The organism is Bacillus sp. 5mfcol3.1, from assembly GCF_900114335.1.
GTDB classification, from domain to species: domain Bacteria; phylum Bacillota; class Bacilli; order Bacillales; family Bacillaceae_G; genus Bacillus_A; species Bacillus_A thuringiensis_S.
In genome coordinates, this window is sequence record NZ_FOST01000004.1 from 194,198 (window position 1) to 217,725 (window position 23,528).

Consider the following 23,528-nt stretch of genomic DNA (forward strand, 5'->3'; position numbering starts at 1 on the left):
AAAAGAGGCAACTAGATCTTACCAATCTAGTTGCTCCAAGAAGTTATATACATCCTCATGTAGCTCGTCACGTTGTTTATCAAGTGTAATGACATGCGTAGAGTCTTCATACCATTTAATGTCTTTTAACGTAGATTCTACACCGTTATAAATAATGTTAGCACTATCTGTATTAATCATTTCGTCATGACGTGCTTGTACAACAAATGTTGGTGCATAAATCATATCCACATTGTTACGTACGTCAGCAATTAATTGTTGTAATGCTTTTAATGTATTCATCGGTGTCTTTTGGAATTCCAACATTTCTTGTTCAATTTGTTCTGGTGATTTTTGCTCACGTTTTTTATATTCGCGGGCATATGCCAATATACCTTGGTACATCGTTTCTTCGCTCTTAATATACATCGGTGCACACATTGGTACTACACCTAAAACCGGTACTGTATAACCTAATTTTAAAGAAAATACGCCGCCAAGTGACAATCCAACAACAGCAATTTTCTCAAAACCTTTATCTTTTAAAAGCTGATATGCCTCCGTTACATCTTGCCACCAATCTGTAGGGCCTGTATGAACAAGCTCTTCTGGTGGTACACCGTGCCCTTTATAAATTGGCGCATGACAAGTATAGCCTTTCTTTTCTAAGAAACGCCCTAACATACGTACATCAGCTGAGTTCCCTGTGAATCCATGTAGTAATAAAACAGCGCGGTCTCCACCCTCAAATGTAAATGGTTTCGGAGATGCTAATTTCATCATGTACTTCTCCTCTTTCTCTTCTGTAATCTAGTCGTATTCTTTCTATATCTAGTGTACCATATTTACATTTCTATAATCTAATTAGAAACATCTTTCAAATGGCAAAACAAAAAAGAAGAACCATTAGTACATCTTACTAACGCTTCTTCTTTCAATTCTATAAGTTTAAGTACGTAACAGCAATTGTTAATACAAAGAACAATACAGCTAAAACAATTGTAATACGGTTTAATACTGCTTCAATTCCACGTGCTTTTTGCTTACCAAATAATTGCTCTGCACCGCCTGAAATTGCACCTGAAAGGCCTGAGCTATTACTAGACTGCATAAGTACCATAACAATCATTAAAATCGATACAGTAATAAGTAAAACGGATAATAACGTATGCACTTGGCGTACCTCCTACAAAGATTCAGTTATTGTAACTGTAGCATAAATCCTATAGAAAAGCGAGAGCTATAGAGTTGCCCTCGCTTTTCTTCTATTACATAAACATCATTGCAAATAACGGTCCAAGTAAACATGTCAAAATTGCTGTTAATGTCATTGTTACCGATCCAATAACACCTTCATGTTCGTTATTTTTCATCGCTCTCATAACACCCATAATATGAGAAGCACATCCAAATCCGATACCTTTACCAACTGAGTTTGTAACACGGCTCCATTTCAACAAGAGAGGTCCTGTAATTGTTCCAGTAATACCTGCGATAACAACGAAAGCTGCTGTTAAGGAAGGTACACCACCAACTTGTTCAGAAACGCTCATCGCAACTGGCATTGTCACCGATTTTGGTAAAGACGATAAGATTAAGCTTTTATCTGTTCCCATAAGTGAAGCAATGGCAAAATCACTAGCGATTGCAACTGTTGTACCTACTAATACCCCACCAGCAATCGGTACAACATATTTTTGCAGAACATGACGTTGTTTATAAAGAGGAATTGCAAATGCTACAACACCGGGTCCAAGTAGCTTTGCAATCCAGCCACCACCACTTTCCATATAATGTTGATATGGTATATCAAGCACGATAAATAGGAAAGCCATTAATCCTGTTGCTACAAGCATTGGAATGGTGAATGGTGTTGGAAATAATTTATAGATTTTTTTAGATAATTGATATAATAGCACCGTAAAAAGAACCCAACCGATTCCGATTAATATTTGGCTCATCGCGACTCTCTTTCCTTCCTATTCGCAAGATATTGTCCTGTATGTCCTGCGACAATAATAATTAAAAACGTACTCGCTACAACTGTAATGAAAAGAGAAATTCCTTTACTCATAAAAAAAGCACCGTAATTCATTAGGCCAAGCGTTGGCGGAATTAATAAAAACGGCATAATAGCAACGAGTGTTTCTGCTCCTAAATCGAACCATTTCACTGGAAGAACTTTTAGGCTAAGTAAAACAAGTAAGAGGAACATCCCAATCAAACTTCCTGGGATTGGAATGTTTAACATTTCTTGCACCCAAGTTCCAACCATATAAAACACGTAAAGAGCAGCAATTTGGACAAGAATCTTTGTAAATTTCATGTTCATCATCCCTCATGTTTATACGATCTTCTGTTAATATCTTTATCATAGTATAAATTGTAAAAAGCTGCAATTTATCAACTTGACAGCAAAAAAAGCCGATGTTATACGCTTACAACCTTGATATGACTGCATTTCCAAATGAAAATTACGTCAAAAACCTTGACCTATTATAAAAAGTTTTTATTTTCTGAATTTATAAGACTGTTATTTCAATAAAATAATCTTTTTATCCTTAAACTTACATATATATAAAGTGAAACTTTAATCATTGAGGGTTTCCTCATCCCCATTGATCATTCCTCACCAAGCGGGTTTGTACGGGATAAACAAGATAGGTGGTGAACATATGCCCAAAAAAGTTCTCATTTTTTGTGATCCTGGGATTGATGATACGATGGCTCTCCTCTTAGCATTCTTTATCAATGAAATAGAAATCGTCGGTATCGTTGCTGATTACGGCAATGTTCCAAAAAAAATGGCCGTAGAAAATGCTCATTTTCTTACAAGCGAAGTAAAGGGTAGAAATATCAAAATCTTTGGTGGATCAGAACGTCCAATTACTGGTGCTCCTCCTGCTTTTTTTACAGATGTACACGGGAAACAAGGGCTCGGGCCAATTATTCCAAAGGTGAATGTAACTAACGAAGAAATGGAGAATTTTTTTGAAGTTATTCCTCTTATTGAACAGTATAAAGATGAATTAATTATTGTGAGCTTAGGAAGACTTACCTCCCTAGCAATTTTATTTATCGTATGTAAACAATTAATGGAGCAAGTTAAATCTTACTACGTAATGGGCGGTACCTTTTTACATCCTGGTAATGTTACCCCTATTTCCGAAGCAAACTTTTATGGCGATCCTACTGCAGCTAATATAGTCCTTCAATCCGCAGCTAACATGTACATATACCCATTAAACGTCACCCAATATTCCATCATTACACCAGAAATGGCCGAATACATTGAGGCAAAAGGAAAAGCCCCACTTGTCAAACCGTTATTCGATCATTATTACTACGGATATTATAAAGACGCCCTACCACATTTAAAGGGCAGCCCCTTCCATGACACAATGCCAATACTCGCTTTACTTGATAACTCTATGTTTACCTATCACAAATCACCTATCGTTATCATGACAGAATCTTATGCGCAGGGGGCAAGCATTGGAGAATTTCGCTCTTTAGGAGAACCTAAACCATTTATTGATTGGCCGAGTCATCAAATAGCAATTGATTTTGATTATAACCGCTTCTTCAAACATTTCATGTCACTTATGACAGGTGAACAATTTTAACATAAAAAAACAGACCGTGATTTCTCACGGTCTGTCGTTTATTTTCTACAATTATCGTTTGATGTTATAGAAAGATTTGATACCATCGTAAACAGCGATTTCGCCTAGTTCGTCTTCGATGCGTAATAATTGGTTGTACTTAGCAATACGGTCAGTACGGCTCATAGAACCAGTTTTGATTTGGCCAGCGTTAGTTGCAACTGCGATGTCAGCGATTGTAGCATCTTCAGTTTCACCAGAACGGTGAGATACAACTGCTGTGTAACCAGCACGTTTAGCCATTTCGATAGCTTCGAAAGTCTCAGTTAAAGTACCGATTTGGTTAACTTTAATTAAGATTGAGTTAGAGATACCTTTTTCGATACCTTCAGCAAGTTTTTGAGTGTTAGTTACGAATAAATCGTCACCAACTAATTGTACTTTATCACCGATACGCTCAGTTAATAATTTGTGACCATCCCAGTCGTTTTCGTCTAAACCATCTTCGATAGAGATGATTGGGAAGTCTTTGCAAAGCTCTTCGTAGAAATCAACCATTTCTGCAGAAGTTAAGCCAGTACGGCCTTCGCCTGCAAGGTCATATTTACCAGTTTCTTTGTTGTAGAACTCAGAAGAAGCAACGTCCATTCCTAAGAATACGTTCTCGCCAGCTTTGTAACCAGCTTTTTCGATAGCTTCGATGATTACTTCTAGAGCTTCACGGTTAGAACCAAGGTTTGGAGCGAATCCACCTTCGTCACCTACTGCAGTGTTAAGACCTTTGTCATGTAATACAGCTTTAAGTGCATGGAATACTTCAGCACCCATACGGATTGATTCTTTGAATGTTGGAGCACCAACTGGTAAGATCATGAACTCTTGGAAGTCAACGTTGTTATCAGCGTGAGAACCACCGTTGATGATGTTCATCATTGGAGTTGGTAATTGTTTTGCATTGAATCCACCAAGGTAACGGTATAATGGAAGACCTACGAAGTCAGCTGCTGCGTGAGCTACTGCCATAGATACACCAAGGATAGCGTTAGCGCCTAGTTTACCTTTGTTTGGAGTGCCATCTAATTCGATCATAGCACGGTCGATACCAGCTTGGTCAGTTACATCGAAACCAGCGATTTCTGGAGCGATAATTTCGTTAACGTTGTTTACTGCGTTAACAACACCTTTACCAAGGTAACGAGATTTGTCACCGTCACGTAATTCTACTGCTTCGTGCTCACCAGTAGATGCACCACTTGGTACGATAGCGCGTCCGAAAGCGCCGCTTTCTGTGTAAACTTCTACTTCTACAGTTGGGTTACCACGAGAGTCAAGGACTTCGCGAGCATAAACATCAATAATTGTTGACATAATAAATTCTCTCCTTTTTATATAAGCAAATTATTTAATAATTGTTTTACCTGTCATTTCTTTCGGTTGTTCCACATTTAAAAGTGTAAGCATTGTTGGAGCGATATCTCCTAAAATACCACCTTCACGAAGCTCTACATCATTTTTTGTAACGATGAAAGGAACCGGGTTAGTTGTATGAGCTGTCATAGGACCGCCATCAGCAGTTAACTCCTGATCAGCATTACCATGGTCAGCAGTAATAAGTGCTACACCATCTTTTGCAAGAATTGCTTCTACAACTTTTCCTAAACATTCGTCAGTTGCTTCTACTGCTTTAATTGTTGGTTCCATCATCCCAGAATGGCCAACCATATCACAGTTCGCAAAGTTAAGAATGATAACATCATGTTTATCATTTTCGATTTCATTTACTAAAGCGTCCGTTACTTCGTAAATGCTCATTTCAGGTTTCAAGTCATACGTTGCAACCTTTGGTGAGTTAATTAAGATACGCTCTTCTCCTGGGAATTCAGCCTCACGACCACCGCTAAAGAAGAATGTAACGTGCGGATACTTTTCAGTTTCCGCGATGCGAAGTTGCTTTAATCCCGCTTGCGCAACAACTTCACCTAAAGTGTTATCAAGGTTCATTGGCTTGAATGCCACGTAACCATCTACAGTTTCACTGAAGTGTGTCATACATACGAATTCTGGAATGTGAGGTACTTTTTCACCACGATCGAACTCACGGAAGTCTTCGTTTGTAAATACACGAGCAATTTGAATTGCACGGTCTGGACGGAAGTTATAGAAGATAACTGCATCATCATCATTGATTGTTGCAACTGGCGTGTTATCTTCGTTAACAATTACAGACGGCAATACGAATTCATCATAGATACCGTTCGCATAAGAGTCTTCTACACACTCTTCTGCTGATTTATAAGTAGGGCCTTCACCATTCACCATAGCACTGTAACATTTTTCTACGCGATCCCAACGCTTGTCACGGTCCATAGAGTAATAACGACCAGAGATAGTCGCGAATTGTCCTACTCCTGTTTCTTTAATTACTTCATTCGTTGCATCGATATAACCTTTTGCTGTTTGTGGTCCAACATCGCGGCCATCTAAGAATGCATGGATATAAACTTTCTCCACGCCTTCTTTTGCTGCTAAGCGAAGAAGAGCAAACATATGGTTCATGTGACTGTGCACACCACCGTCAGAAAGTAAACCGAATAAATGAAGTGCAGTACCTTTTTCTTTTACGCTTTTAATTGCATTTTGGAAAGTTTCGTTCTTATCGAACTCACCTTCACGAATTGCAACGTTAACGCGTGTTAAGCTTTGATATACTACGCGGCCAGCACCGATATTTAAGTGACCAACCTCAGAGTTACCCATTTGACCTTCTGGAAGACCTACCGCCTCGCCACAAGCTGTAAGCGTTGTATGAGGGAATTTGTTCCAGTAACCATCAAAATTAGGTTTCTTAGCTTGTGCTACAGCATTCCCGTAAGTTTCTTCACGAAGTCCGAAACCGTCAAGAATGATTAAAGCTGTTGGCTTTCTCATTTTACCGCCCCCAGAAGACCTAAGAACGAAGCAGGCTCTAAGCTAGCACCGCCAACTAAAGCGCCGTCGATGTCAGATTGTGCCATATACTCTTTAATGTTTTCTGGTTTTACGCTACCGCCGTATTGGATACGAACAGCTTCTGCAGCTTCTGGAGAAACAGCTTCTGCAACAACTTTACGGATGTGCGCACATACTTCGTTTGCATCTGCAGAAGAAGAAGATTTACCTGTACCGATAGCCCAGATTGGCTCATAAGCGATAACAGTTGCTTTAACTTGCTCTTCTGTTAAACCTGCAAGTGCTTTTGTCACTTGACCTGCTACTAGATCAAATGTTTTTCCGCTTTCGCGCTCTTCTAAAGTCTCACCACAACATACGATTGGTGTTAAACCATGTTCAAATGCTGCGATAGTCTTTTTGTTTACTGACTCATCTGTTTCAGCAAACATTTCACGACGCTCAGAGTGGCCAAGTACTACATAGCCAACTTTTAAGTCGCTAAGTGCTACTGGGCTAATTTCGCCAGTGAATGCACCATTTTTTTCGAAGTGCATGTTTTGTGCACCTACTTGTAAGTCAGTTCCTTCAGTTGCTGCTACAAGGCGCTCTAAGAATAGAGCTGGAGAGCAAACTACTGCATCAACAGCTGAAGCTGCTGGGATTTGACCTTTAACTTCCTCTACGAAGCTAACTGCTTCAGATAGAGTTTTATTCATTTTCCAGTTACCTGCGATAATTGGTTTACGCATGCTTTGCACCGTCCTTTTTCTTTGGCTGCTACTTATTTGTCGTTAAGACAAACTACACCTGGAAGCTCTTTACCTTCCATGAATTCTAATGACGCACCGCCGCCAGTAGAAATGTGGCTCATTTTATCAGCCATACCGAATTTTTCAACAGCTGCTGCAGAGTCACCACCGCCGATAACAGAGTATGTATCTTCTGCATCTGCTAATGCTTGTCCTACTGCTTTTGTACCTTCTGCGAATGGAGTCATTTCGAATACACCCATTGGTCCATTCCATACAACAAGCTTAGAATTTTTAATTACATCTGCATAAATTTCACGTGTTTTAGGACCGATGTCCACGCCTTCCCAGTTAGAAGGGATAGAGTCGATACCAACAATTTTAGTTGTTGCAGTTTCAGAGAATTCCTCAGTGATTACAACATCAACTGGCATGTAGAAGTTTACGCCTTTTTCTTTTGCAAGTTGCATAAATTCTTTAGCTAGTTCAATCTTGTCGTCTTCACATAGAGATAGACCAATTTCATGACCTAAAGCTTTAACGAATGTGTAAGCAAGTCCGCCACCGATGATTAAGTTATCTACTTTGTCTAATAGATGACGAATTACACCGATTTTATCTTTTACTTTCGCACCACCGATGATAGCTGTAAATGGACGTTCTGGGTTAGAAAGTGCTTTACCAAGTACATCTAACTCTTTTTCCATTAATAGACCAGATACTGCTGGTAGGTAGTCTGCGATACCTGCTGTAGAAGCATGAGCACGGTGAGCTGCACCGAATGCATCGTTTACGAAGATGTCAGCAAGTGCTGCAAATTCTTTCGCAAGTTCTGCATCGTTCTTTTCTTCGCCCGCATAGAAACGTACGTTTTCAAGAACTAATACGTCGCCTTCGTTCATTGCTGCAACCATTTCTTGTGCAACTGGTCCGAATGCTTCGTCCGCTTTTTTAACATCTTTACCAAGAAGCTCGCCTAAACGTGCTGCTACTGGAGTAAGACGTAATTCTTCTACTGCTTGACCTTTTGGACGGCCTAAGTGGCTTGCTAAAATAACTTTCGCACCTTGCTCTACTAAATATTGAATTGTAGGAAGAGCTGCACGGATACGAGTTTCATCTGTAATTTTGCCTTCTTTCATAGGTACGTTGAAATCAACGCGGCAAAATACACGCTTACCTTTTAAATCTACGTCACGAATTGATTTTTTGTTCATTGGATTTCCCTCCGACTACTAGTTAGGATTGACAAAACCCATTCAAAAGCTTAACACATTTGCTTTTAAAACGAAAGAAGAGAGAGAGGGAACAAACCCTCTCCCTCGTTTTGTCATTGATAACTTATATAATTAAGAATTAAAGACCTTTTGAAGTCATGTAAGCTGCTAAGTCTACTACGCGGTTAGAGTAACCAGTTTCGTTATCGTACCAAGAAAGTACTTTAACCATGTTACCTTCCATTACCATTGTAGATAATGCATCGATTGTAGAAGAAGCTGTACATCCGTTATAGTCGATAGATACTAATGGCTCTTCGCTGTATCCAAGGATACCTTTTAATTCGCCTTCAGCTGCTGCTTTGAATGCTGCGTTTACATCTTCAACTGTTACTTCTTTGTCAAGTTCAACAACTAAGTCAACAAGAGAAACGTTAGCAGTTGGAACACGTACAGCGCCACCGTTTAATTTACCTTTAAGTTCTGGTAATACTAATGCTACAGCTTTAGCTGCACCAGTAGATGTTGGGATCATGTTTTCAGCTGCTGCACGAGCACGACGTAAATCTTTGTGTGGTAAGTCTAAGATTTGTTGGTCGTTAGTGTAAGAGTGAATTGTTGTCATCATTCCGCGTTTTACGCCGAATTTTTCGTTTAATACTTTAGCGAATGGAGCTAGACAGTTTGTAGTACAAGAAGCGTTAGATACTACGTTGTGGTTAGCTGCATCGTATTGTTCATGGTTAACACCCATAACTACAGTGATATCTTCGTCAGAAGCTGGAGCTGAGATGATAACTTTCTTAACTGATCCACCTAAGTGTTTTTCAGCGTCTGATTTTTTAGTGAAACGGCCAGTAGATTCTACTACTACTTCTACTCCGTAGTCGCTCCATGGTAATTGAGCTGGGTCACGCTCAGCGATAACTTTAATTTCTTTACCGTTAACAACGATGCTGTTTTCGTTAGCAGATACTTCTGCATTTAAAGTTCCGTGAACTGTGTCATATTTTAAAAGGTGAGCTAATGTTTTAGCATCTGTTAAGTCGTTGATTGCTACTACTTCTACCTCAGAGTTGTTAAGAGCTGCGCGGAATACGTTACGTCCGATACGTCCAAATCCATTAATACCAATTTTAGTCATTTGAATTTCCTCCTTGGGGGATTATATTAAAGGGTAAAACCCTTTGTTAATTGTTTTGCTGCACCTTCATCTGTAATTAGAATTGAAGTGTGCCCTTGCTTTATTACAGCCTGTATTGCTTTTGCCTTTGAAGAACCTCCAGCGACTGCAACAACGTGAGATACATTTTGTAAATCCTCAAGTTGCATACCAACTGTTCTTACTTTATGAACAACATTTCCTTCTTCATTAAAGTAGTAACCGAAAGCTTCGCCAACTGCTTCGCTTGCCTGAATCTTTAACCAATCTGCTTCTGAAGTACTTCTGCGACGTGCCATTGTTAACGCATCACCTATTCCATGAATGACGATATTGGAAGATCGAATCAACTCAAGAACTTCTTTCACGGAAGGCTCTGTCACAATAGACGCATATGCTTCGCTACTAACATGGTCTGGAACATACAATAAGCGATAATTACTCATCGTATTTTGCGCCATCTTGGCACAAATGGTATTGGCTTCTAATTCAACACCTTCTCCAATTCCACCACGTGCTGGGACAAATAGCATATGTAAATCTTTGCAATCAAGTTGCATCATGTCCGCAGCAGCAGCTAGCGTAGTTCCTCCAGCCACAGCAACGATATTATTCGCTGTCAGACGGTCTTTTATACAAGTCACACAAGCACGGCCCATCTCCAGTTTGACCCAAGGTGATTCATCACTATCACCAGGGACAACGAAAACTTCATCCAAGTCTAATGTTTCCTTAAGTTGCTTTTCTAAAACCTTTAACCCGGAAATTTCTTTCATAAAGTCTTCCAAAGCAAGAACTAAAGCTGTTCCTTCTTCTGTCAAAGTCATTCCAGAAGAAGCGACGTGAACTAAGTTTTGTTCTTTCAAAACTTGAACTTCACTTCGCAATACTCGTTCTGTCATACCGAGGCTTGCTGATAAGTTTCTTCTTCCAATCGGCTGCATGAGCCTAATGTATTGAAGAATTTGCATTCTCGTTTGCATAACAGGTAGCAGATCAGGTAATAATTTTTTTGTGTTCTGAATCCATGAGCGCATATCTTTTCTCCTCACTACATTGGTTCATTTTTCCTTAGTGGTCACTTTACGTCCCGTAGTGACATTTTGTGTCCCACATAGGTTAAAAAAATAATCCCTGCTACGTGTATTATTGTAACAGGAGATAGAAACTTATTCAACTCTTAACTGCATTCTTTATATAGTTTATTATGACACCTTTGTGAATGTTACCATATTCTACTTGTTTTCCGTCCATTTCTACAACCGGAATCATTAAGTGATATTTTTCTAAAAGGTCATTATCTTCATATATATCTATTTCCTCGATTTGAAAAGAATATTCACATTGTACTTCCTGTAAAACTTGTTTCGCCTTCACGCAAAGGCCACAATCTTTTTTAGTATACAGTACAACTTTCATCTTCTTCACCTATCCGATCGTTTTTCGTAATGACGAAGCTGGGATATGCATTTGTTCTCTATACTTCGCCACTGTTCTTCGAGAAATAACAATTTCATGCTCTTCTTCTAATAATTTTGAAATCTTTTGATCTGAAAGTGGCTTTTTCTTATCCTCTGCCCCAATTAGCGTTTGAATAAATTGTTTTACACGTTTTGTAGAAACTGCTTCATCTTCAGTCGTCGAAACGGCATTGCTAAAGAACGATTTCATCTCAAATAAACCGTGTGGTGTTTGCACATATTTATTTCGCGTCGCACGACTAATTGTTGATTCATGCACACTTAACTCTTCCGCTACCTCTTTTAAAGCGAGAGGTCTTAAATACTCTGGACCTTTCCAGAAGAAATCACGTTGTTTTTCCATAATAATATTCATCACTTGCAGCAGCGTCTGTTTTCTCTGCTTCAAACTGCGCATAATCCACTGCACATGCTGATACTTTTCTGATACGTAAGATGCTACTTCACTTTCACTATTATTAAGAAGCGCACTATATTCAGAATGAATTTCAATTCTCGGCATATTTCTCTCATTCATTTGTAAAACGAGGCGATTGCCATCTTTTTTCACCGCCATATCAGGCACAATATAAAGTGGTTTATCTGAAGAAAACGCAAGACCTGGTTTTGGTTGTAATGACGTTATACAATTTACCGCACTCTGTAATTCCTCATTACTACATTTCAACACTTGAACGAGCTTTCGCCAATCTTTCTTCACAAAATAAGCGAAATGATCTTCTACAACCTCTTCTGCTAATCCATTCCGTCTTTGTAAGCGCTTCAATTGCAAGGTTAGACATTCCTGAATATTACGCGCCCCTACCCCTGCTGGTTCCAGTGATTGGACAAGCTCTACAGAGCGGTCGACTACATGAATATGCGCAGAAAGGAGCTCTGCTAACTCTTCATTCGTTTCTTGTAAATATCCATTTCCATCCATGTTCATAATAATGAAAGAAGCTACTTTTCGCTCTTCTTCATCTATTTTATAATACTGTATTTGATTTAATAAATGTTGCTGAATCGTTGTAGAATCCACACTGTAGATCTCCATCTGATTCTCGACTTGTTTGCTGGTACTTTTACTGTTGTTAGAGCTCTTTTTCTTCTCCCTCTCAAAACCACCTAACTCAATAAGGGGATTCTCTAACGATTGCTCATACAAAAACTCCGATAATTCTTGTACATTATACTGGAGCATTGTAATCGCTTGCCTTAACTCTTGTGTCATTGCCAAACGTAAGCTTTGTTCTTGTAAAAGACTTGCCTTCAAACTAATCTCCCCCTTGTTTCTATTGTACAATAAGTTTGGTAAAAGGAGAATGCTATCACAGACACCCATTCCAAAATATTATTAATTTATATGTATTAATGAGATTTACAACTTACAACCTAAATTTGAATAATATTGAAAGAAAATAATAAACTCAATTATTTGTTACCACATACTAATAGTAACCCTTAATTTTATATATAACAACATTAAATTTATCTCTGTTCAATTCCAAAATAAAAAGAGCAGTTTAGGTATAGTGACACTTCACTATGCCTAACTACTCTTTTACGATTCTTAATTAAGAAAGAAACCTCTTATTTAAAGCTAAGGAACTTTGATTCCTAATTACATAGGAGTCATAGAGATAATCGTTCGATTCACTAGACGCTCCTTGAATTCCTCTCATCTCTTCCACAGACAACTCAACTATTTTTTTCACGCTTCTCTCGTTATTACTATCCATCATTTTTTGTTTTCTTTTCGAAAAAAATCCCATAATTTATTCCCCCCTGCAATTAATTATTTTTTAACAATTGAATGAATTTAAGGCTCTTACCACTTCTTAATACACCTTTCGGATAGACCTTCGCTGCGAACATAGCAATTAAGCTAATGCTAGCCAGTAATACAACCATAGATGTAATAATTTCTAAACTCCCAACGGATCCATTAATAATCCTAACTACCATACTAATTGGAGCTGTAAACGGAACATATGATGTCACCCTTGATACTAGCCCTTCAGGGTTATCAAGTACTACTAATAACTCCACCACTAAGCTTCCCATCAATATAAAAGTAATCGGCATCGTTGTTCCGGATAATTCTTCTGGCCTGCTTACCATAGAACCAAACACTGCGAAAAGTGCCGCATAAACGAAGTAACCGAGAACAAAATATAACAAGAAATATGCAGCATGCTCACCTGTAATCATATTTACATCAATATTCACTCCAAAAAACGAATCCGATACCTTAAAAATTCCAGATTTAATATATAGCGCCATACTAAGGAAGAAAATAAATAACTGTGTCAAACTAGCAAGACCGACTCCTAATATCTTCCCAAAGACCATGTGAACAGGCGACACCTTCGTTACCATCACTTCCATAACACGCGACGCCTTCTCTGACGCTACCGCTGTAGCAATCGCATTTCCATACGAAGTAATTGCTAAGTACATAATCGCTACTAATAAATACACCAGTAAGAATGAGCTTGTTTCTTCGTTATTTAAGTTTTGCTTTTTCGCTTGCACGTTCATCGTCAGTGATTTCACAACCTCTTCTGATAACTGTTGTTTAACTACCGCACTTTGAAAATACTGATTTTGTACAAATACCTGCGCACTTTGAATCAACTTAGGATTATCCACCTTCATAAAGTAATCTAATACTGGTTCAGCACCCGCACCCTCTTTTAATATAAAGAGCGCTTCGACTTTCTTATCTAACAAATGTTGCTTATATTGATTTAATTTTGTTTTATCACCTAAAGACCAATCCCATTCTGGAAGAGCTTTACTAAGATTAGATTGATCCAAAGTAACATTAGGTGCTTCGGAAATAAATACAACTTTTGCTTTTTCTTTCTCTCCAGAAAACTTTTGTACTAAAGTTGGAAAGGAGAATAAGAATATCCCTCCCCCTATTAATAACAATGTCATCCCAATAAATATTTTCGTCCTCACACGATCCCAATACGTTTGCCCTAAAACAATCCAGAAATTCCTCATTACTTATGCACCCGCCTTTTCAACAAAGATTTGATATAAAGAAGGTTCTTTAATAGAAACATCTCGGATATATTGTTTAGTTTTAATGTCTTCAAGCAGCGAAAATGCATCCTCTCCATCATTAACTTTAATCATGAACGTACGATTAACTTTTTCAAAATTGAAATTTTTCTTCTTAAGAATAGGTTCAATATCCCCTTCCGTTTGCAACGTCATATATTTGTATTGATAACTTTTCTTAATATCTGACAAGGCACCCGATAATACAAGTTGACCATTTTTCATAATACAAATTTCCTCACAGAACGTTTCTACACTGTCCATTTGATGACTACAGAAGATAATCGTTTTTCTTTGCGCGATTAACTCGAGCACAACATTTTTTAACATCTCTGCATTTACAGGATCCAAGCCACTAAATGGTTCATCTAGTATGATGAATTCTGGATTATGCAATATCGCTGAAATCAATTGAATTTTTTGTTGATTTCCCTTTGACAATTCCTCTGTTTTCTTCTTTAAATGTGGTGTCATTTCTAATTTTTCTAGCCACTGTAACGCATGCCTTTTTGCAAGATTAGCTGGCATTCCTTCTAACTTGCCGAAATACACCAATTGCTCCACTACATTCATTTTCGGGTATAATCCACGCTCTTCTGGTAAATAGCCAATAGATAGGTCTTTCTTTGAAAAAGGGCGATTATTCCATAGAATTTGGCCGCTATCCGGTTTGATTAAATCTAAGATCATACGAATCGTTGTCGTCTTACCAGCACCATTTCGGCCCAGCATCCCTAAAATTCCACCTTCTTCTACACGTATATTTAAATCATTAACGGCTTTATATTCACCAAATGTTTTATTTAATCCTTGAATTTCAAATGCCATATATAACATCCCCTTTTAGCTTTTTACGAAATAAATAACCGCCATTCCTAATGCAATCCCGCCTATCATCAAAAAAAACTTTTTCATCACTATTGCCTCCTTCATTTACTTGTTAAGTTGTATCTTTATCATAGACTTCTTTCTGATGCTATTGTCCGCAATCCGTACTGTATTTACCGTAAAAAAGGCGAACCACTCTTATGTGGTTCACCGCAATTTCAACAGATGACATTGATTGTATGAAAACTTCTTAAATGTTATTATAAAAATATTCAGAAATTAAACGATATACCTACAAAGAGAGGTGTCTAAACCGTTGCAGATACAACGTAACTTCGTTTTCATTTTATGTGTAACTATCCTGTATTTTTGTTTACAAGGCTATATCTTATATAAAATAAACCAACCATATAGTGGAGTTCTTATTTCTAAAACAGACTCAACTACATACACAATAGCAAAAATTAAATCCTCCGGTTGGGCTTTTCATACGGACTTAAAAGAAGGAGATATAATCTATTCGATAAATAAAGAAAAGCCTCATTTAGGAATACTTCCTGGATACCAAAACCAATCACTAAATGCATCTGAAATACAAATTAAAAAAGACGATATCACCCAAACTTATAAAGGAACACAACATTTTATTGATTCTCGTGACAAAATTATTTCTGTATACTTTCCCTTCCTACTCGCTTTTATTTGTTTAGGGTTATCTATTTTTCTTTATACAAAGAAGCCTTTGAACCGGGAAACATTCTTTTTGATCACGTTTCTATTCATGACTTCCTCAAGTCTTCTAATCGCAGTTGAATCTGGTAAAGGTGATTTTATCGCTCTCATTATTTTAAGTATTGTATTTCAAGGTACACCTATGTCTCTCATTTTATTGTTGAATGAATTATTCAAGAAAAAGCAACTATACGTTATTTCTATGAGATTTCTAAAAATCGATATTACAATCGGCATTATTTTACTATTACTCTCTATTTTAACGATGTTCATTCCATGTCCAATAGTTAATACCGATGGATTAGAACTAATTTACCTTTCAATAAATATTATCTTTTGTATATATTTTTTAATCCGTGCCTATATCAAATATCACAGTACAGTACATAAACCATTTTTAAAATTAATGCTCACGATTCATTCCATTGCCTTCTTTCCGTTCGTTACACTCTATGCTCTTCCAGATGCAATATTCAAAACACCTATTCTCTCAGCAGATATTGGCGCTATGTTCCTAATCGCTCTTCCAATCGGGTATTTTTATTTAGTAGCGACGAAGCAGATTTTTGATATAGAGTTTGTATTTGATCGTTTACGGTATTACGCATTTCTGTCACTAATTCCAACTCTATTAATTGCAATCATTACGAGCTGGAGCATTTATTACAAAGACAATTTTCTCTCTCGACTACTGCAAAGTTTTATTATTATTTTTCCGTTAAACATTCTATTTCTCATATTAAAAGAAAGATTAGATTTTACATTCCGTAATCACCTCTTTCGGACTAAAACAAACTTATACGTAAACATTGAACAGTTTACCGCACAGCTATCATCTATTATGAAAACAGAAGAGTTAGAGAAAAAATTCACTAATGAAATCGTTTCGATGTTGAAACCTTCTTTTATTCAATTTGTTCAATATGATATGAAAGACAACACATATACACTCTGTAACGGATATCGACAAACGAAAGATTTCACACTTTCTAAAAAGAAAAAATGGAGTATGGCAGCATTACTAATTAATGATTTATTAGAGGATGATGGATGCATTGGCATTTACTTATACTCTACTAAACATATAAAACACTACATCTGGATTGGAAGAAAATTGAATAATATTAAATATAATACGCATGAAAAATCATGGTTCATCACTGTCACGACATACGTCCGTCTTATTTACGAAAACTTGTATACTATTAATGAAATTATTCATTCTCTAGAGCAGGAGAGTTTAGAATCCAAAACAAATTCTGCAAGCTTATCACGCCTACTCTTTCAAATTTCTGAACAAGAAAGGCGCCGACTCGCTTCAGATTTACACGACTCTGCATTACAAGATCAAATCGTATGGTACCGCAAACTAGACTCTTTACTAAAAAACAAATCCGTTCCACTAGAATTAAAAAATGAACTAAAAAAAATCCACTTCGGTATGCACGATGTAATACAACAAATTCGCGACACATGCAATGAATTGCGTCCATCACTTTTATCAGATGCTGGTTTAATTGGTGCATTAAGAGAATTGCTAGCCCAAACACAATTACGTGTGCAGTTTCATATTCAATTTGATCATGAATCAATTCAAGAACATCATTACGATTTTGACAAAATTTTATCTTTATATCGTATCATTCAAGAACTACTAACAAACGCAGATAAACATTCCGAGGCAACCATCGTATCGATTTTTTTATGGGAAGAGAATAACTGCATTTTCCTAGACTACCGAGACAACGGCAAAGGTTTTGATATAGACACTCCCTACTCTCCTAAGCAGCATATGGGGATTTCCGGTATAAAAGGAAGGCTTCAATCAATTGGCGGAGAAATACATATAGTATCCGAAACTAAAAAAGGACTTCAAGTAAACATTACAGTTCCGAGGTGGTAAATAATGATTCGAGTATTAATCGTAGATGATCATCAAATTGTAGGCGAAGGAACAAAGAGCATGATTGAATTAGAAGAAGATATGCAAGCAGAATATATTTTAAATGAACAGGAAGCACTTATAAAAAGTGACGCTACACCTTTTGACGTATATCTCTTGGATATGAATATGCCCAATTGTAGTGGTATTGAACTCGCCCAGAAAATATTACATATTCAAACAGATGCAAAAATCATTTTATACACAGGTTTTGAATACGTATCCCAATTTAATTTATTAATAAACTCTGGTATCAGCGGAATTATTAGTAAATCAGCTTCTCAGCAAGAGCTATTAATGGCAATTCGTGCAGCTGTAAATGGATATACTTTACTTCCTATTTCTTTATTACGTCAACTACGTACAGACGATATAACGACTCAACAACTTGAAAATAAAACCGCTCTTCTTACACAAAAAGAATTAGAAATCTTAGAATCCGTCTCTAAAGGAAGTAGCAATAAACAAATTGCTGATGAACTGTACATGAGTTCAAGAGCTGTAGAATACAACCTAACAAAAATCTTCAAAAAATTAAAAGTAGGATCACGCTCCGAAGCTTTAACAGAAGCAATGAGACAAGGCATTTTGAAAGTACACATATAAAATGAAACTTCCATCAGTTTGTTTTGTTTAACCCTTAAATAATGAGATAAATAAAAAAAGTCCTAACCTACAAAACGTAAGTTAGGACTTTTTAACGCGCCCAGAGGGATTCGAACCCCCGGCAGACGTGGTACCGGAAACCACCGCTCTATCCGACTGAGCTATGGGCGCATGATTATAGAAAACACTTCATTTTCTTCTCATAATAATAGCAATAAAATCCATCTAAATCAATAAAAATATCCCCGTAATACCTTATGCATCTTAGCTAAAAGCATATAAAATCTATTTCACCCCTAAATTTTCCAATCATAAATTCACCCCAACTCACAAATTATAATCTTTGAATTGATATTCCAAAGGGGGCTTCATTCAATGACTGTAATTACAAAATTAAAGCAGACTGTTTCTGGATTAAAAAGTGCCCAAGCTAGCTTAGAGGGATTCGCTCTTGATACGGATAACCAACAAGCTAAGCAACTTTTCCAAACAGCTGCGCAGCAAACACAAACGATTATCGATTCTTTAAACCCACGTGTTGAAGAAGTCCAACAAGAAGAACCACAATACTCACAGCAATAACGAACCAATCTTGCTGTGAAATAGAAAAAGGATGATATGCAGTCATCCTTTTTCTATCACATTACATATTGCAATAGAAATGGAATGATAATTATGCGAAAACTCGGCCTCATAACCGCATTATTTGCACTTCTATTTAGCTCTTTTACCGGATGTGATAATAGTCCTTTAGATAAAAAAGTGAAAGAAGAAGCAAAACGAACGGAGAAAGAAAAAGGTCCAAAGTTAACAAAGACGAGTACGGAATCCTTTAATCAATCTATATCACAAGGAGCGAAGAAAAGAGCTCTCGCTATGGATGAAATTATAAAAAGCACAGCAGTGAATTCAAATTTAGATCTCTACATAGCAGTTACACCTGAGCATCACGAAAGGTTTGGATTAAAGCCGTTGCGCAGCAAACTTCAAAAGCAACTAAGTGATGAGCACCCTACTTTCGATGTTCGTGTCAGTACAGATAAAAAAATCTTTATGTTACTCGAAAAACTCGAAAGAAAAATTAAGGAAAAAGAAGTATCTAAAGATGAAATTAATAAACAATTAAAATTCATTGGTAAAAAAATGGAGTCTAACACTTAACGCTTTTTAAAAGAAAAGGAAGGATTGCAATGTCTAGTAAAGATAAAAACTTAACCCCTGTACAACAGGAGTATAAAAAATTCGAACAAGAACGCGAACCGAAACGACCTGTCTTAAAAAATTGTATAAAAGCCTTTTTCGTCGGTGGTTTTATTTGCTTCATCGGACAACTCATTTCTACTTTTTACATCACATATTTTGATTTCACTGAACGCTCAGCAGGCAATCCAACAGTCGCAACGCTCATTTTCATCTCCATGTTACTAACTGGATTTGGTATATACGATCGTTTTGGACAGTTTGCCGGTGCTGGTACAGCTGTACCTGTTACTGGATTTGGTAACTCTGTTATTGCCGCATGTATTGAGCATCGAACGGAAGGATTTGTCCTTGGCGTTGGCGGCAATATGTTTAAACTAGCTGGTTCTGTTATTTTATTTGGTGTATTTTCCGCTTTCGTCATCGCACTTATTAAAACTATTCTCGTTCAATGGGGAGGGCTATAAATGTTACAAGGACACCGAACGTGGGTATTTGAAAACAAACCAGTCATTATCTCAACAGGGGTTGTCGGTGGACCATTTGAAGCAAAGGGGAACATCCCAGAAGACTTCGATATCCTTCATGAAGATTTATGGCTCGGACAAGATTCTTATGAAAAAGCACATAAGATTTTATTCGAAGAAGCTTGTAGTCGCGCTACTGAAAAAGCAGAGCTTCGTAAAGATGATATTCAATTCGTACTCGCAGGAGATTTAATTAATCAAATTACTCCAACAAGCTTTGCTTGCCGCACACTTGGGACTCCTTATCTCGGATTATTCGGGGCTTGCTCTACTTCTATGGAAGGTTTAGCACTTGGGGCAAGTATCGTAAATGCAAAAGGTGCAAAATATTTATTAACTGGAGCTTCAAGCCATAATACAGCTGTAGAAAAACAGTTCCGCTACCCTACCGAATACGGTGGACAAAAGCCGCCTACTGCACAGTGGACAGTAACCGGAGCAGGAGCCGCTATTTTAAGCGATACTGGACACGGTCCAAGAGTAACCTCTGCAACAATCGGCCGAGTGGTTGATATGGGATTAACGGATCCATTTAATATGGGAGGCGCAATGGCTCCAGCTGCAGTTGATACAATTGAAGCCCATTTACGTGAACGTCAAATTGATGCCTCTTACTACGATTTAATCGTAACAGGCGATCTCGGACATGTAGGACGCGAAATTGCTTATGACTTACTACATAAACACGGAACGAAAGTAACGAGCGAACAATTTCAAGATTGCGGAATTATCATTTATAGAGAAGGACAACCTGTCATAGCTGGTGCTAGCGGACCTGGATGTTCCGCAACAGTCGTATACGGTCATTTATTAAACCGAATGAAAAGAGGAGAGTTCAAAAAAATACTTGTCGTTGCGACAGGCGCTTTACTATCTCCACTTACATTCCAACAAGAAGAAACGATTCCGTGTATCGCTCACGCCGTTTCGATTGAATTTGGAGGTGCAACGCAATGATTTTTTTCTGGGCTTTCGTCATTGGCGGACTTATATGTGTAATCGGCCAACTTATGTTTGATGTCGGCAAACTAACACCTGCTCATACAATGGCAACACTCGTTGTTGCTGGAGCTATATTAGATGGATTTAATTTGTATGAGCCATTAATTGATTTCGCTGGAGCCGGGGCAACTGTACCTATTACAAGCTTTGGTAATGCCCTCGTTCATGGCGCAATGGAAGAAGCTGCAAAACATGGCATCGTTGGCGTTATTACCGGCATGTTTAAAGTAACGAGCGCCGGTGTATCAGCGGCTATTATTTTCGGCTTCATTGGAGCATTGTTATTCAAACCGAAAGGATAAGAGGTGTTTATATGACTGTTATCGCTAGCGTAAAAACTTGCCTTGCTAGTGTAAGGGGCGCTCAAGCAAGTTTAAGCTCCCTTTCATTAAATTCACAAGACGAAGAATCAAAACGCGTATTTCATGAATGTATGTTAGAAATGGACAGCGTCATCGCTGATTTAAAGGATAGAATTTCAGTATTAGAACGTGAAGAACCTCAATATAAAGGGTTTTAAGTAGACTGGAGGAAACGACTATGTCTCACCTGCCGGAATGGACACTTGTCATTCTTCGCTCTGTATTCATATTAATTATTTTATTCGCTATTACGAAATGGTTAGGCAAAAGACAAATCTCTCAGCTTTCCTTTTTTGAATACATAGCCGGAATGACGATTGGTGACATCGCTGCCCAAGTATCTACAGGGCTCGATTCAAAATTTTTTCACGGCGTCTTTGCGATACTCATTTTCGCTGTGGTACCTTTTTTAACAGGAATCCTCTCTTTAAAGAACAAAACAGCTCGGGACTTCTTTGAAGGGAAATCTACCGTATTAATAAAAGACGGAAAGATACTCGAAGATAACTTAAAGAAAGAAAAATATACGAGTGACGAATTACTGGAACTTCTCCGCGGAAAAAGTGCGTTCAGCGTAGCTGAAGTCGAATTTGCTGTCTTAGAACCGAGCGGAGAATTAAATGTATTATTAAAGAAAGATTCCCAGCCACTTACAGCAAAAGACATCGGTTTAAAAGTACCAAACGAGAAAGAACCACAAACTGTTATTATGGATGGAAATGTACTAGATGAACCTCTTTCAGCAAGCGGACATAACCGCGCTTGGCTACATTCAGAATTAGAAAAACTCGGTGTTGTTATTGAAAATGTCTTCCTCGGTCAAGTGGATTCATACGGACAACTTACTATCGACATTTACAATGACAAACTCCAAATGCCTTCTCCTCAAAACAAACCTTTATTATTAGCATCTTTAAAAAAATGTCATGCTGATCTTGAACTATTTTCCCTAGAAACAAAGTCGAAATCAGCAAGCGAAATGTATAGTAAAAACGCGAAACAAATCGAAAAGATTTTAAATAAAGTAACCTATCTTTTAAAAGACTAATTATCGAAAGAACGCTTCAGTTAAAAGGCGTTCTTTTCTTTTTTCTCCAGTTTTTATAACGTTTAAATTTATGTAATTCGGTTATGATGTTGAAGATACATAAGCAGGGAATTTCGAAAACATAGCGAATATTTCATGGTACAACTACATATTTTTTTGATTTAAAGTGGTTTCGTTTGACCTTTATTGACCATAATTGTATTATAAGACTAAGAAAGCTTTATAAGGAGGAAATAACAGATGAATTTAATTCCTACAGTAATTGAACAAACAAATCGTGGAGAACGCGCTTACGATATTTACTCTCGACTATTAAAAGACCGCATCATTATGCTTGGTAGTGCAATTGATGACAACGTAGCTAACTCAATCGTTTCCCAGCTTTTATTCTTGGAATCTCAAGATCCAGAAAAAGATATTCACATCTACATCAACAGCCCTGGTGGTTCTATCACAGCAGGTATGGCAATCTATGATACAATGCAGTTTATTAAGCCACAAGTATCAACAATCTGTATCGGTATGGCTGCATCTATGGGTGCATTCTTACTTGCAGCAGGTGAAAAAGGAAAACGTTATGCACTTCCAAACAGTGAAGTAATGATTCACCAACCACTTGGTGGAGCACAAGGTCAAGCGACTGAAATCGAAATCGCTGCAAAACGTATCCTATTCTTACGTGAAAAACTAAACCAAATTCTTGCTGACCGCACTGGTCAACCACTTGAAGTACTACAACGCGACACAGACCGCGACAACTTCATGACAGCAGAAAAAGCTTTAGAATACGGTTTAATCGATAAGATTTTTACAAATCGTTAATACTTAAAAGCGAAAGTGGCTCGTTTAGAATCGCAGGGCGATGGAGCCCCTGATTCCGAGGCGCTTTTTGCCTCGAATGAAGGGGCGAAACAACCGGAGATTCTAGCCGCTGGAGCTAGATATAACTAAAAGTGGAAGCGCCCTATAATTGGGCGCTTCTTTTATATATTGTTCCCCGCTCACATACCCCATCCAGTATCCCTCTAAATATATCAACGATTTTTCAATTATATCGAACAAAACTCAAATTATATCAACGATTTTTTTAATATATCAACGGT

26 protein-coding genes and 1 tRNA gene are annotated in these 23,528 nt (G+C 37.6%); 11 read left to right on the top strand and 16 right to left on the bottom strand.

Going from position 1 to position 23,528, the window contains the following annotated elements:
• Nucleotides 1–18: 18 nt before the first annotated feature.
• From estA to BM089_RS22170, 4 genes are all read right to left on the bottom strand, one after another.
• Entirely contained in the window at nt 19–759 is a 741-nt protein-coding gene (gene estA / locus BM089_RS22155; RefSeq protein WP_000761986.1) for a carboxylesterase, read from the bottom strand.
• 160 nt (nt 760–919) lie between these two features.
• A complete protein-coding gene (secG, locus tag BM089_RS22160; RefSeq protein ID WP_000557266.1) occupies nt 920–1,153 on the bottom strand; it encodes a preprotein translocase subunit SecG in 234 nt (77 codons plus the stop codon).
• Nucleotides 1,154–1,247: 94 nt separating this feature from the next.
• Nucleotides 1,248–1,940, bottom strand: a complete 693-nt coding sequence (locus tag BM089_RS22165; protein ID WP_000078304.1) for an LrgB family protein — start codon at nt 1,938–1,940, stop codon at nt 1,248–1,250.
• Entirely contained in the window at nt 1,937–2,305 is a 369-nt protein-coding gene (locus BM089_RS22170) for a CidA/LrgA family holin-like protein (protein WP_000673222.1), read from the bottom strand. Before BM089_RS22170 ends, BM089_RS22165 begins: the two co-directional genes overlap by 4 nt.
• Before the next feature lie 349 nt (nt 2,306–2,654).
• Here BM089_RS22170 and BM089_RS22175 point away from each other — a divergent pair, with 349 nt between their 5' ends.
• A complete protein-coding gene (locus BM089_RS22175; protein ID WP_090978111.1) occupies nt 2,655–3,605 on the top strand; it encodes a nucleoside hydrolase in 951 nt (316 codons plus the stop codon).
• Nucleotides 3,606–3,656: 51 nt separating this feature from the next.
• On the opposite strand, the gene eno is transcribed toward BM089_RS22175, so the two are convergent.
• The 11 genes from eno to BM089_RS22230 form a co-directional block, all read right to left on the bottom strand.
• Nucleotides 3,657–4,952 (bottom strand): phosphopyruvate hydratase, encoded by a 1,296-nt coding sequence (eno, locus tag BM089_RS22180; protein WP_000103951.1) that lies wholly within the window; start codon nt 4,950–4,952, stop codon nt 3,657–3,659.
• Between the two features lie 30 nt (nt 4,953–4,982).
• Nucleotides 4,983–6,512: a 2,3-bisphosphoglycerate-independent phosphoglycerate mutase gene (gene gpmI / locus BM089_RS22185; RefSeq protein WP_001231158.1), complete on the bottom strand. Its 1,530-nt coding sequence runs from the start codon at nt 6,510–6,512 to the stop codon at nt 4,983–4,985.
• Nucleotides 6,509–7,264: a triose-phosphate isomerase gene (gene tpiA, locus BM089_RS22190; protein WP_001231038.1), complete on the bottom strand. Its 756-nt coding sequence runs from the start codon at nt 7,262–7,264 to the stop codon at nt 6,509–6,511. Before tpiA ends, gpmI begins: the two co-directional genes overlap by 4 nt.
• 32 nt (nt 7,265–7,296) lie before the next feature.
• Nucleotides 7,297–8,481, bottom strand: a complete 1,185-nt coding sequence (locus tag BM089_RS22195) for a phosphoglycerate kinase (RefSeq protein ID WP_001036331.1) — start codon at nt 8,479–8,481, stop codon at nt 7,297–7,299.
• A gap of 139 nt (nt 8,482–8,620) precedes the next feature.
• Nucleotides 8,621–9,625, bottom strand: a complete 1,005-nt coding sequence (gene gap / locus BM089_RS22200; RefSeq protein WP_000161234.1) for a type I glyceraldehyde-3-phosphate dehydrogenase — start codon at nt 9,623–9,625, stop codon at nt 8,621–8,623.
• Between the two features lie 26 nt (nt 9,626–9,651).
• Nucleotides 9,652–10,680: a gapA transcriptional regulator CggR gene (gene cggR / locus BM089_RS22205; RefSeq protein WP_001258185.1), complete on the bottom strand. Its 1,029-nt coding sequence runs from the start codon at nt 10,678–10,680 to the stop codon at nt 9,652–9,654.
• Between the two features lie 136 nt (nt 10,681–10,816).
• Entirely contained in the window at nt 10,817–11,062 is a 246-nt protein-coding gene (locus BM089_RS22210; RefSeq protein WP_000869730.1) for a glutaredoxin family protein, read from the bottom strand.
• A gap of 9 nt (nt 11,063–11,071) precedes the next feature.
• Nucleotides 11,072–12,379, bottom strand: a complete 1,308-nt coding sequence (rpoN, locus tag BM089_RS22215) for an RNA polymerase factor sigma-54 (RefSeq protein WP_000647956.1) — start codon at nt 12,377–12,379, stop codon at nt 11,072–11,074.
• 301 nt (nt 12,380–12,680) lie between these two features.
• A complete protein-coding gene (locus BM089_RS22220; protein ID WP_000505575.1) occupies nt 12,681–12,878 on the bottom strand; it encodes a hypothetical protein in 198 nt (65 codons plus the stop codon).
• 19 nt (nt 12,879–12,897) lie between these two features.
• Entirely contained in the window at nt 12,898–14,118 is a 1,221-nt protein-coding gene (locus tag BM089_RS22225) for an ABC transporter permease (RefSeq protein ID WP_090978113.1), read from the bottom strand.
• A gap of 3 nt (nt 14,119–14,121) precedes the next feature.
• The gene (locus BM089_RS22230; RefSeq protein WP_000863494.1) at nt 14,122–15,006 is read right to left on the bottom strand and encodes an ABC transporter ATP-binding protein; all 885 of its coding nucleotides are present in this window, start codon (nt 15,004–15,006) and stop codon (nt 14,122–14,124) included.
• A 316-nt stretch (nt 15,007–15,322) separates the two neighbouring features.
• Here BM089_RS22230 and BM089_RS22235 point away from each other — a divergent pair, with 316 nt between their 5' ends.
• Both BM089_RS22235 and BM089_RS22240 read left to right on the top strand, forming a co-directional pair.
• Nucleotides 15,323–17,641: a sensor histidine kinase gene (locus BM089_RS22235; RefSeq protein ID WP_001166936.1), complete on the top strand. Its 2,319-nt coding sequence runs from the start codon at nt 15,323–15,325 to the stop codon at nt 17,639–17,641.
• Nucleotides 17,642–17,644: 3 nt separating this feature from the next.
• Nucleotides 17,645–18,286, top strand: coding sequence for a response regulator (locus BM089_RS22240; RefSeq protein ID WP_000621765.1), 642 nt, complete (start codon nt 17,645–17,647; stop codon nt 18,284–18,286).
• A 95-nt stretch (nt 18,287–18,381) separates the two neighbouring features.
• Here the strand turns inward: BM089_RS22240 and BM089_RS22245 are convergent.
• Nucleotides 18,382–18,457, bottom strand: a tRNA-Arg gene (locus BM089_RS22245).
• 204 nt (nt 18,458–18,661) lie between these two features.
• Here BM089_RS22245 and BM089_RS22250 point away from each other — a divergent pair.
• The 8 genes from BM089_RS22250 to clpP all read left to right on the top strand — a co-directional run bounded on the left by BM089_RS22250 (nt 18,662) and on the right by clpP (nt 23,247).
• Nucleotides 18,662–18,868: a DUF1657 domain-containing protein gene (locus tag BM089_RS22250; RefSeq protein ID WP_000216166.1), complete on the top strand. Its 207-nt coding sequence runs from the start codon at nt 18,662–18,664 to the stop codon at nt 18,866–18,868.
• Between the two features lie 93 nt (nt 18,869–18,961).
• Nucleotides 18,962–19,447, top strand: coding sequence for a YhcN/YlaJ family sporulation lipoprotein (locus tag BM089_RS22255; protein ID WP_001228546.1), 486 nt, complete (start codon nt 18,962–18,964; stop codon nt 19,445–19,447).
• A gap of 29 nt (nt 19,448–19,476) precedes the next feature.
• Nucleotides 19,477–19,953, top strand: coding sequence for a stage V sporulation protein AC (gene spoVAC / locus BM089_RS22260; RefSeq protein ID WP_000095399.1), 477 nt, complete (start codon nt 19,477–19,479; stop codon nt 19,951–19,953).
• Complete coding sequence (gene spoVAD, locus BM089_RS22265) at nt 19,954–20,970, top strand: stage V sporulation protein AD (RefSeq protein ID WP_000938972.1); 1,017 nt, start codon at nt 19,954–19,956, stop codon at nt 20,968–20,970.
• Nucleotides 20,967–21,317, top strand: a complete 351-nt coding sequence (gene spoVAE / locus BM089_RS22270) for a stage V sporulation protein AE (protein WP_000575919.1) — start codon at nt 20,967–20,969, stop codon at nt 21,315–21,317. Before spoVAD ends, spoVAE begins: the two co-directional genes overlap by 4 nt.
• A gap of 11 nt (nt 21,318–21,328) precedes the next feature.
• Entirely contained in the window at nt 21,329–21,535 is a 207-nt protein-coding gene (locus tag BM089_RS22275) for a DUF1657 domain-containing protein (RefSeq protein ID WP_000215909.1), read from the top strand.
• A gap of 20 nt (nt 21,536–21,555) precedes the next feature.
• Nucleotides 21,556–22,425: a DUF421 domain-containing protein gene (locus BM089_RS22280; RefSeq protein WP_000018924.1), complete on the top strand. Its 870-nt coding sequence runs from the start codon at nt 21,556–21,558 to the stop codon at nt 22,423–22,425.
• A gap of 240 nt (nt 22,426–22,665) precedes the next feature.
• Entirely contained in the window at nt 22,666–23,247 is a 582-nt protein-coding gene (clpP, locus tag BM089_RS22285; RefSeq protein WP_001049162.1) for an ATP-dependent Clp endopeptidase proteolytic subunit ClpP, read from the top strand.
• The last annotated feature ends 281 nt before the right edge of the window (nt 23,248–23,528 follow it).

What these genes read in the sequence shown, in the direction of transcription:
- BM089_RS22195 (WP_001036331.1), bottom strand. Translation starts at nt 8,481, where the DNA reads ATGAACAAAAAATCAATTCGTGACGTAGATTTAAAAGGTAAGCGTGTA.
- BM089_RS22210 (WP_000869730.1), bottom strand. Translation starts at nt 11,062, where the DNA reads ATGAAAGTTGTACTGTATACTAAAAAAGATTGTGGCCTTTGCGTGAAG.
- BM089_RS22280 (WP_000018924.1), top strand. Translation starts at nt 21,556, where the DNA reads ATGTCTCACCTGCCGGAATGGACACTTGTCATTCTTCGCTCTGTATTC.
- eno (WP_000103951.1), bottom strand. Translation starts at nt 4,952, where the DNA reads ATGTCAACAATTATTGATGTTTATGCTCGCGAAGTCCTTGACTCTCGT.
- BM089_RS22225 (WP_090978113.1), bottom strand. Translation starts at nt 14,118, where the DNA reads ATGAGGAATTTCTGGATTGTTTTAGGGCAAACGTATTGGGATCGTGTG.
- cggR (WP_001258185.1), bottom strand. Translation starts at nt 10,680, where the DNA reads ATGCGCTCATGGATTCAGAACACAAAAAAATTATTACCTGATCTGCTA.
- BM089_RS22175 (WP_090978111.1), top strand. Translation starts at nt 2,655, where the DNA reads ATGCCCAAAAAAGTTCTCATTTTTTGTGATCCTGGGATTGATGATACG.
- spoVAE (WP_000575919.1), top strand. Translation starts at nt 20,967, where the DNA reads ATGATTTTTTTCTGGGCTTTCGTCATTGGCGGACTTATATGTGTAATC.
- BM089_RS22275 (WP_000215909.1), top strand. Translation starts at nt 21,329, where the DNA reads ATGACTGTTATCGCTAGCGTAAAAACTTGCCTTGCTAGTGTAAGGGGC.
- spoVAC (WP_000095399.1), top strand. Translation starts at nt 19,477, where the DNA reads ATGTCTAGTAAAGATAAAAACTTAACCCCTGTACAACAGGAGTATAAA.
- spoVAD (WP_000938972.1), top strand. Translation starts at nt 19,954, where the DNA reads ATGTTACAAGGACACCGAACGTGGGTATTTGAAAACAAACCAGTCATT.
- gap (WP_000161234.1), bottom strand. Translation starts at nt 9,625, where the DNA reads ATGACTAAAATTGGTATTAATGGATTTGGACGTATCGGACGTAACGTA.
- BM089_RS22255 (WP_001228546.1), top strand. Translation starts at nt 18,962, where the DNA reads ATGCGAAAACTCGGCCTCATAACCGCATTATTTGCACTTCTATTTAGC.
- BM089_RS22170 (WP_000673222.1), bottom strand. Translation starts at nt 2,305, where the DNA reads ATGAAATTTACAAAGATTCTTGTCCAAATTGCTGCTCTTTACGTGTTT.
- BM089_RS22220 (WP_000505575.1), bottom strand. Translation starts at nt 12,878, where the DNA reads ATGGGATTTTTTTCGAAAAGAAAACAAAAAATGATGGATAGTAATAAC.
- BM089_RS22240 (WP_000621765.1), top strand. Translation starts at nt 17,645, where the DNA reads ATGATTCGAGTATTAATCGTAGATGATCATCAAATTGTAGGCGAAGGA.
- gpmI (WP_001231158.1), bottom strand. Translation starts at nt 6,512, where the DNA reads ATGAGAAAGCCAACAGCTTTAATCATTCTTGACGGTTTCGGACTTCGT.
- estA (WP_000761986.1), bottom strand. Translation starts at nt 759, where the DNA reads ATGAAATTAGCATCTCCGAAACCATTTACATTTGAGGGTGGAGACCGC.
- clpP (WP_001049162.1), top strand. Translation starts at nt 22,666, where the DNA reads ATGAATTTAATTCCTACAGTAATTGAACAAACAAATCGTGGAGAACGC.
- BM089_RS22250 (WP_000216166.1), top strand. Translation starts at nt 18,662, where the DNA reads ATGACTGTAATTACAAAATTAAAGCAGACTGTTTCTGGATTAAAAAGT.
- BM089_RS22230 (WP_000863494.1), bottom strand. Translation starts at nt 15,006, where the DNA reads ATGGCATTTGAAATTCAAGGATTAAATAAAACATTTGGTGAATATAAA.
- tpiA (WP_001231038.1), bottom strand. Translation starts at nt 7,264, where the DNA reads ATGCGTAAACCAATTATCGCAGGTAACTGGAAAATGAATAAAACTCTA.
- BM089_RS22165 (WP_000078304.1), bottom strand. Translation starts at nt 1,940, where the DNA reads ATGAGCCAAATATTAATCGGAATCGGTTGGGTTCTTTTTACGGTGCTA.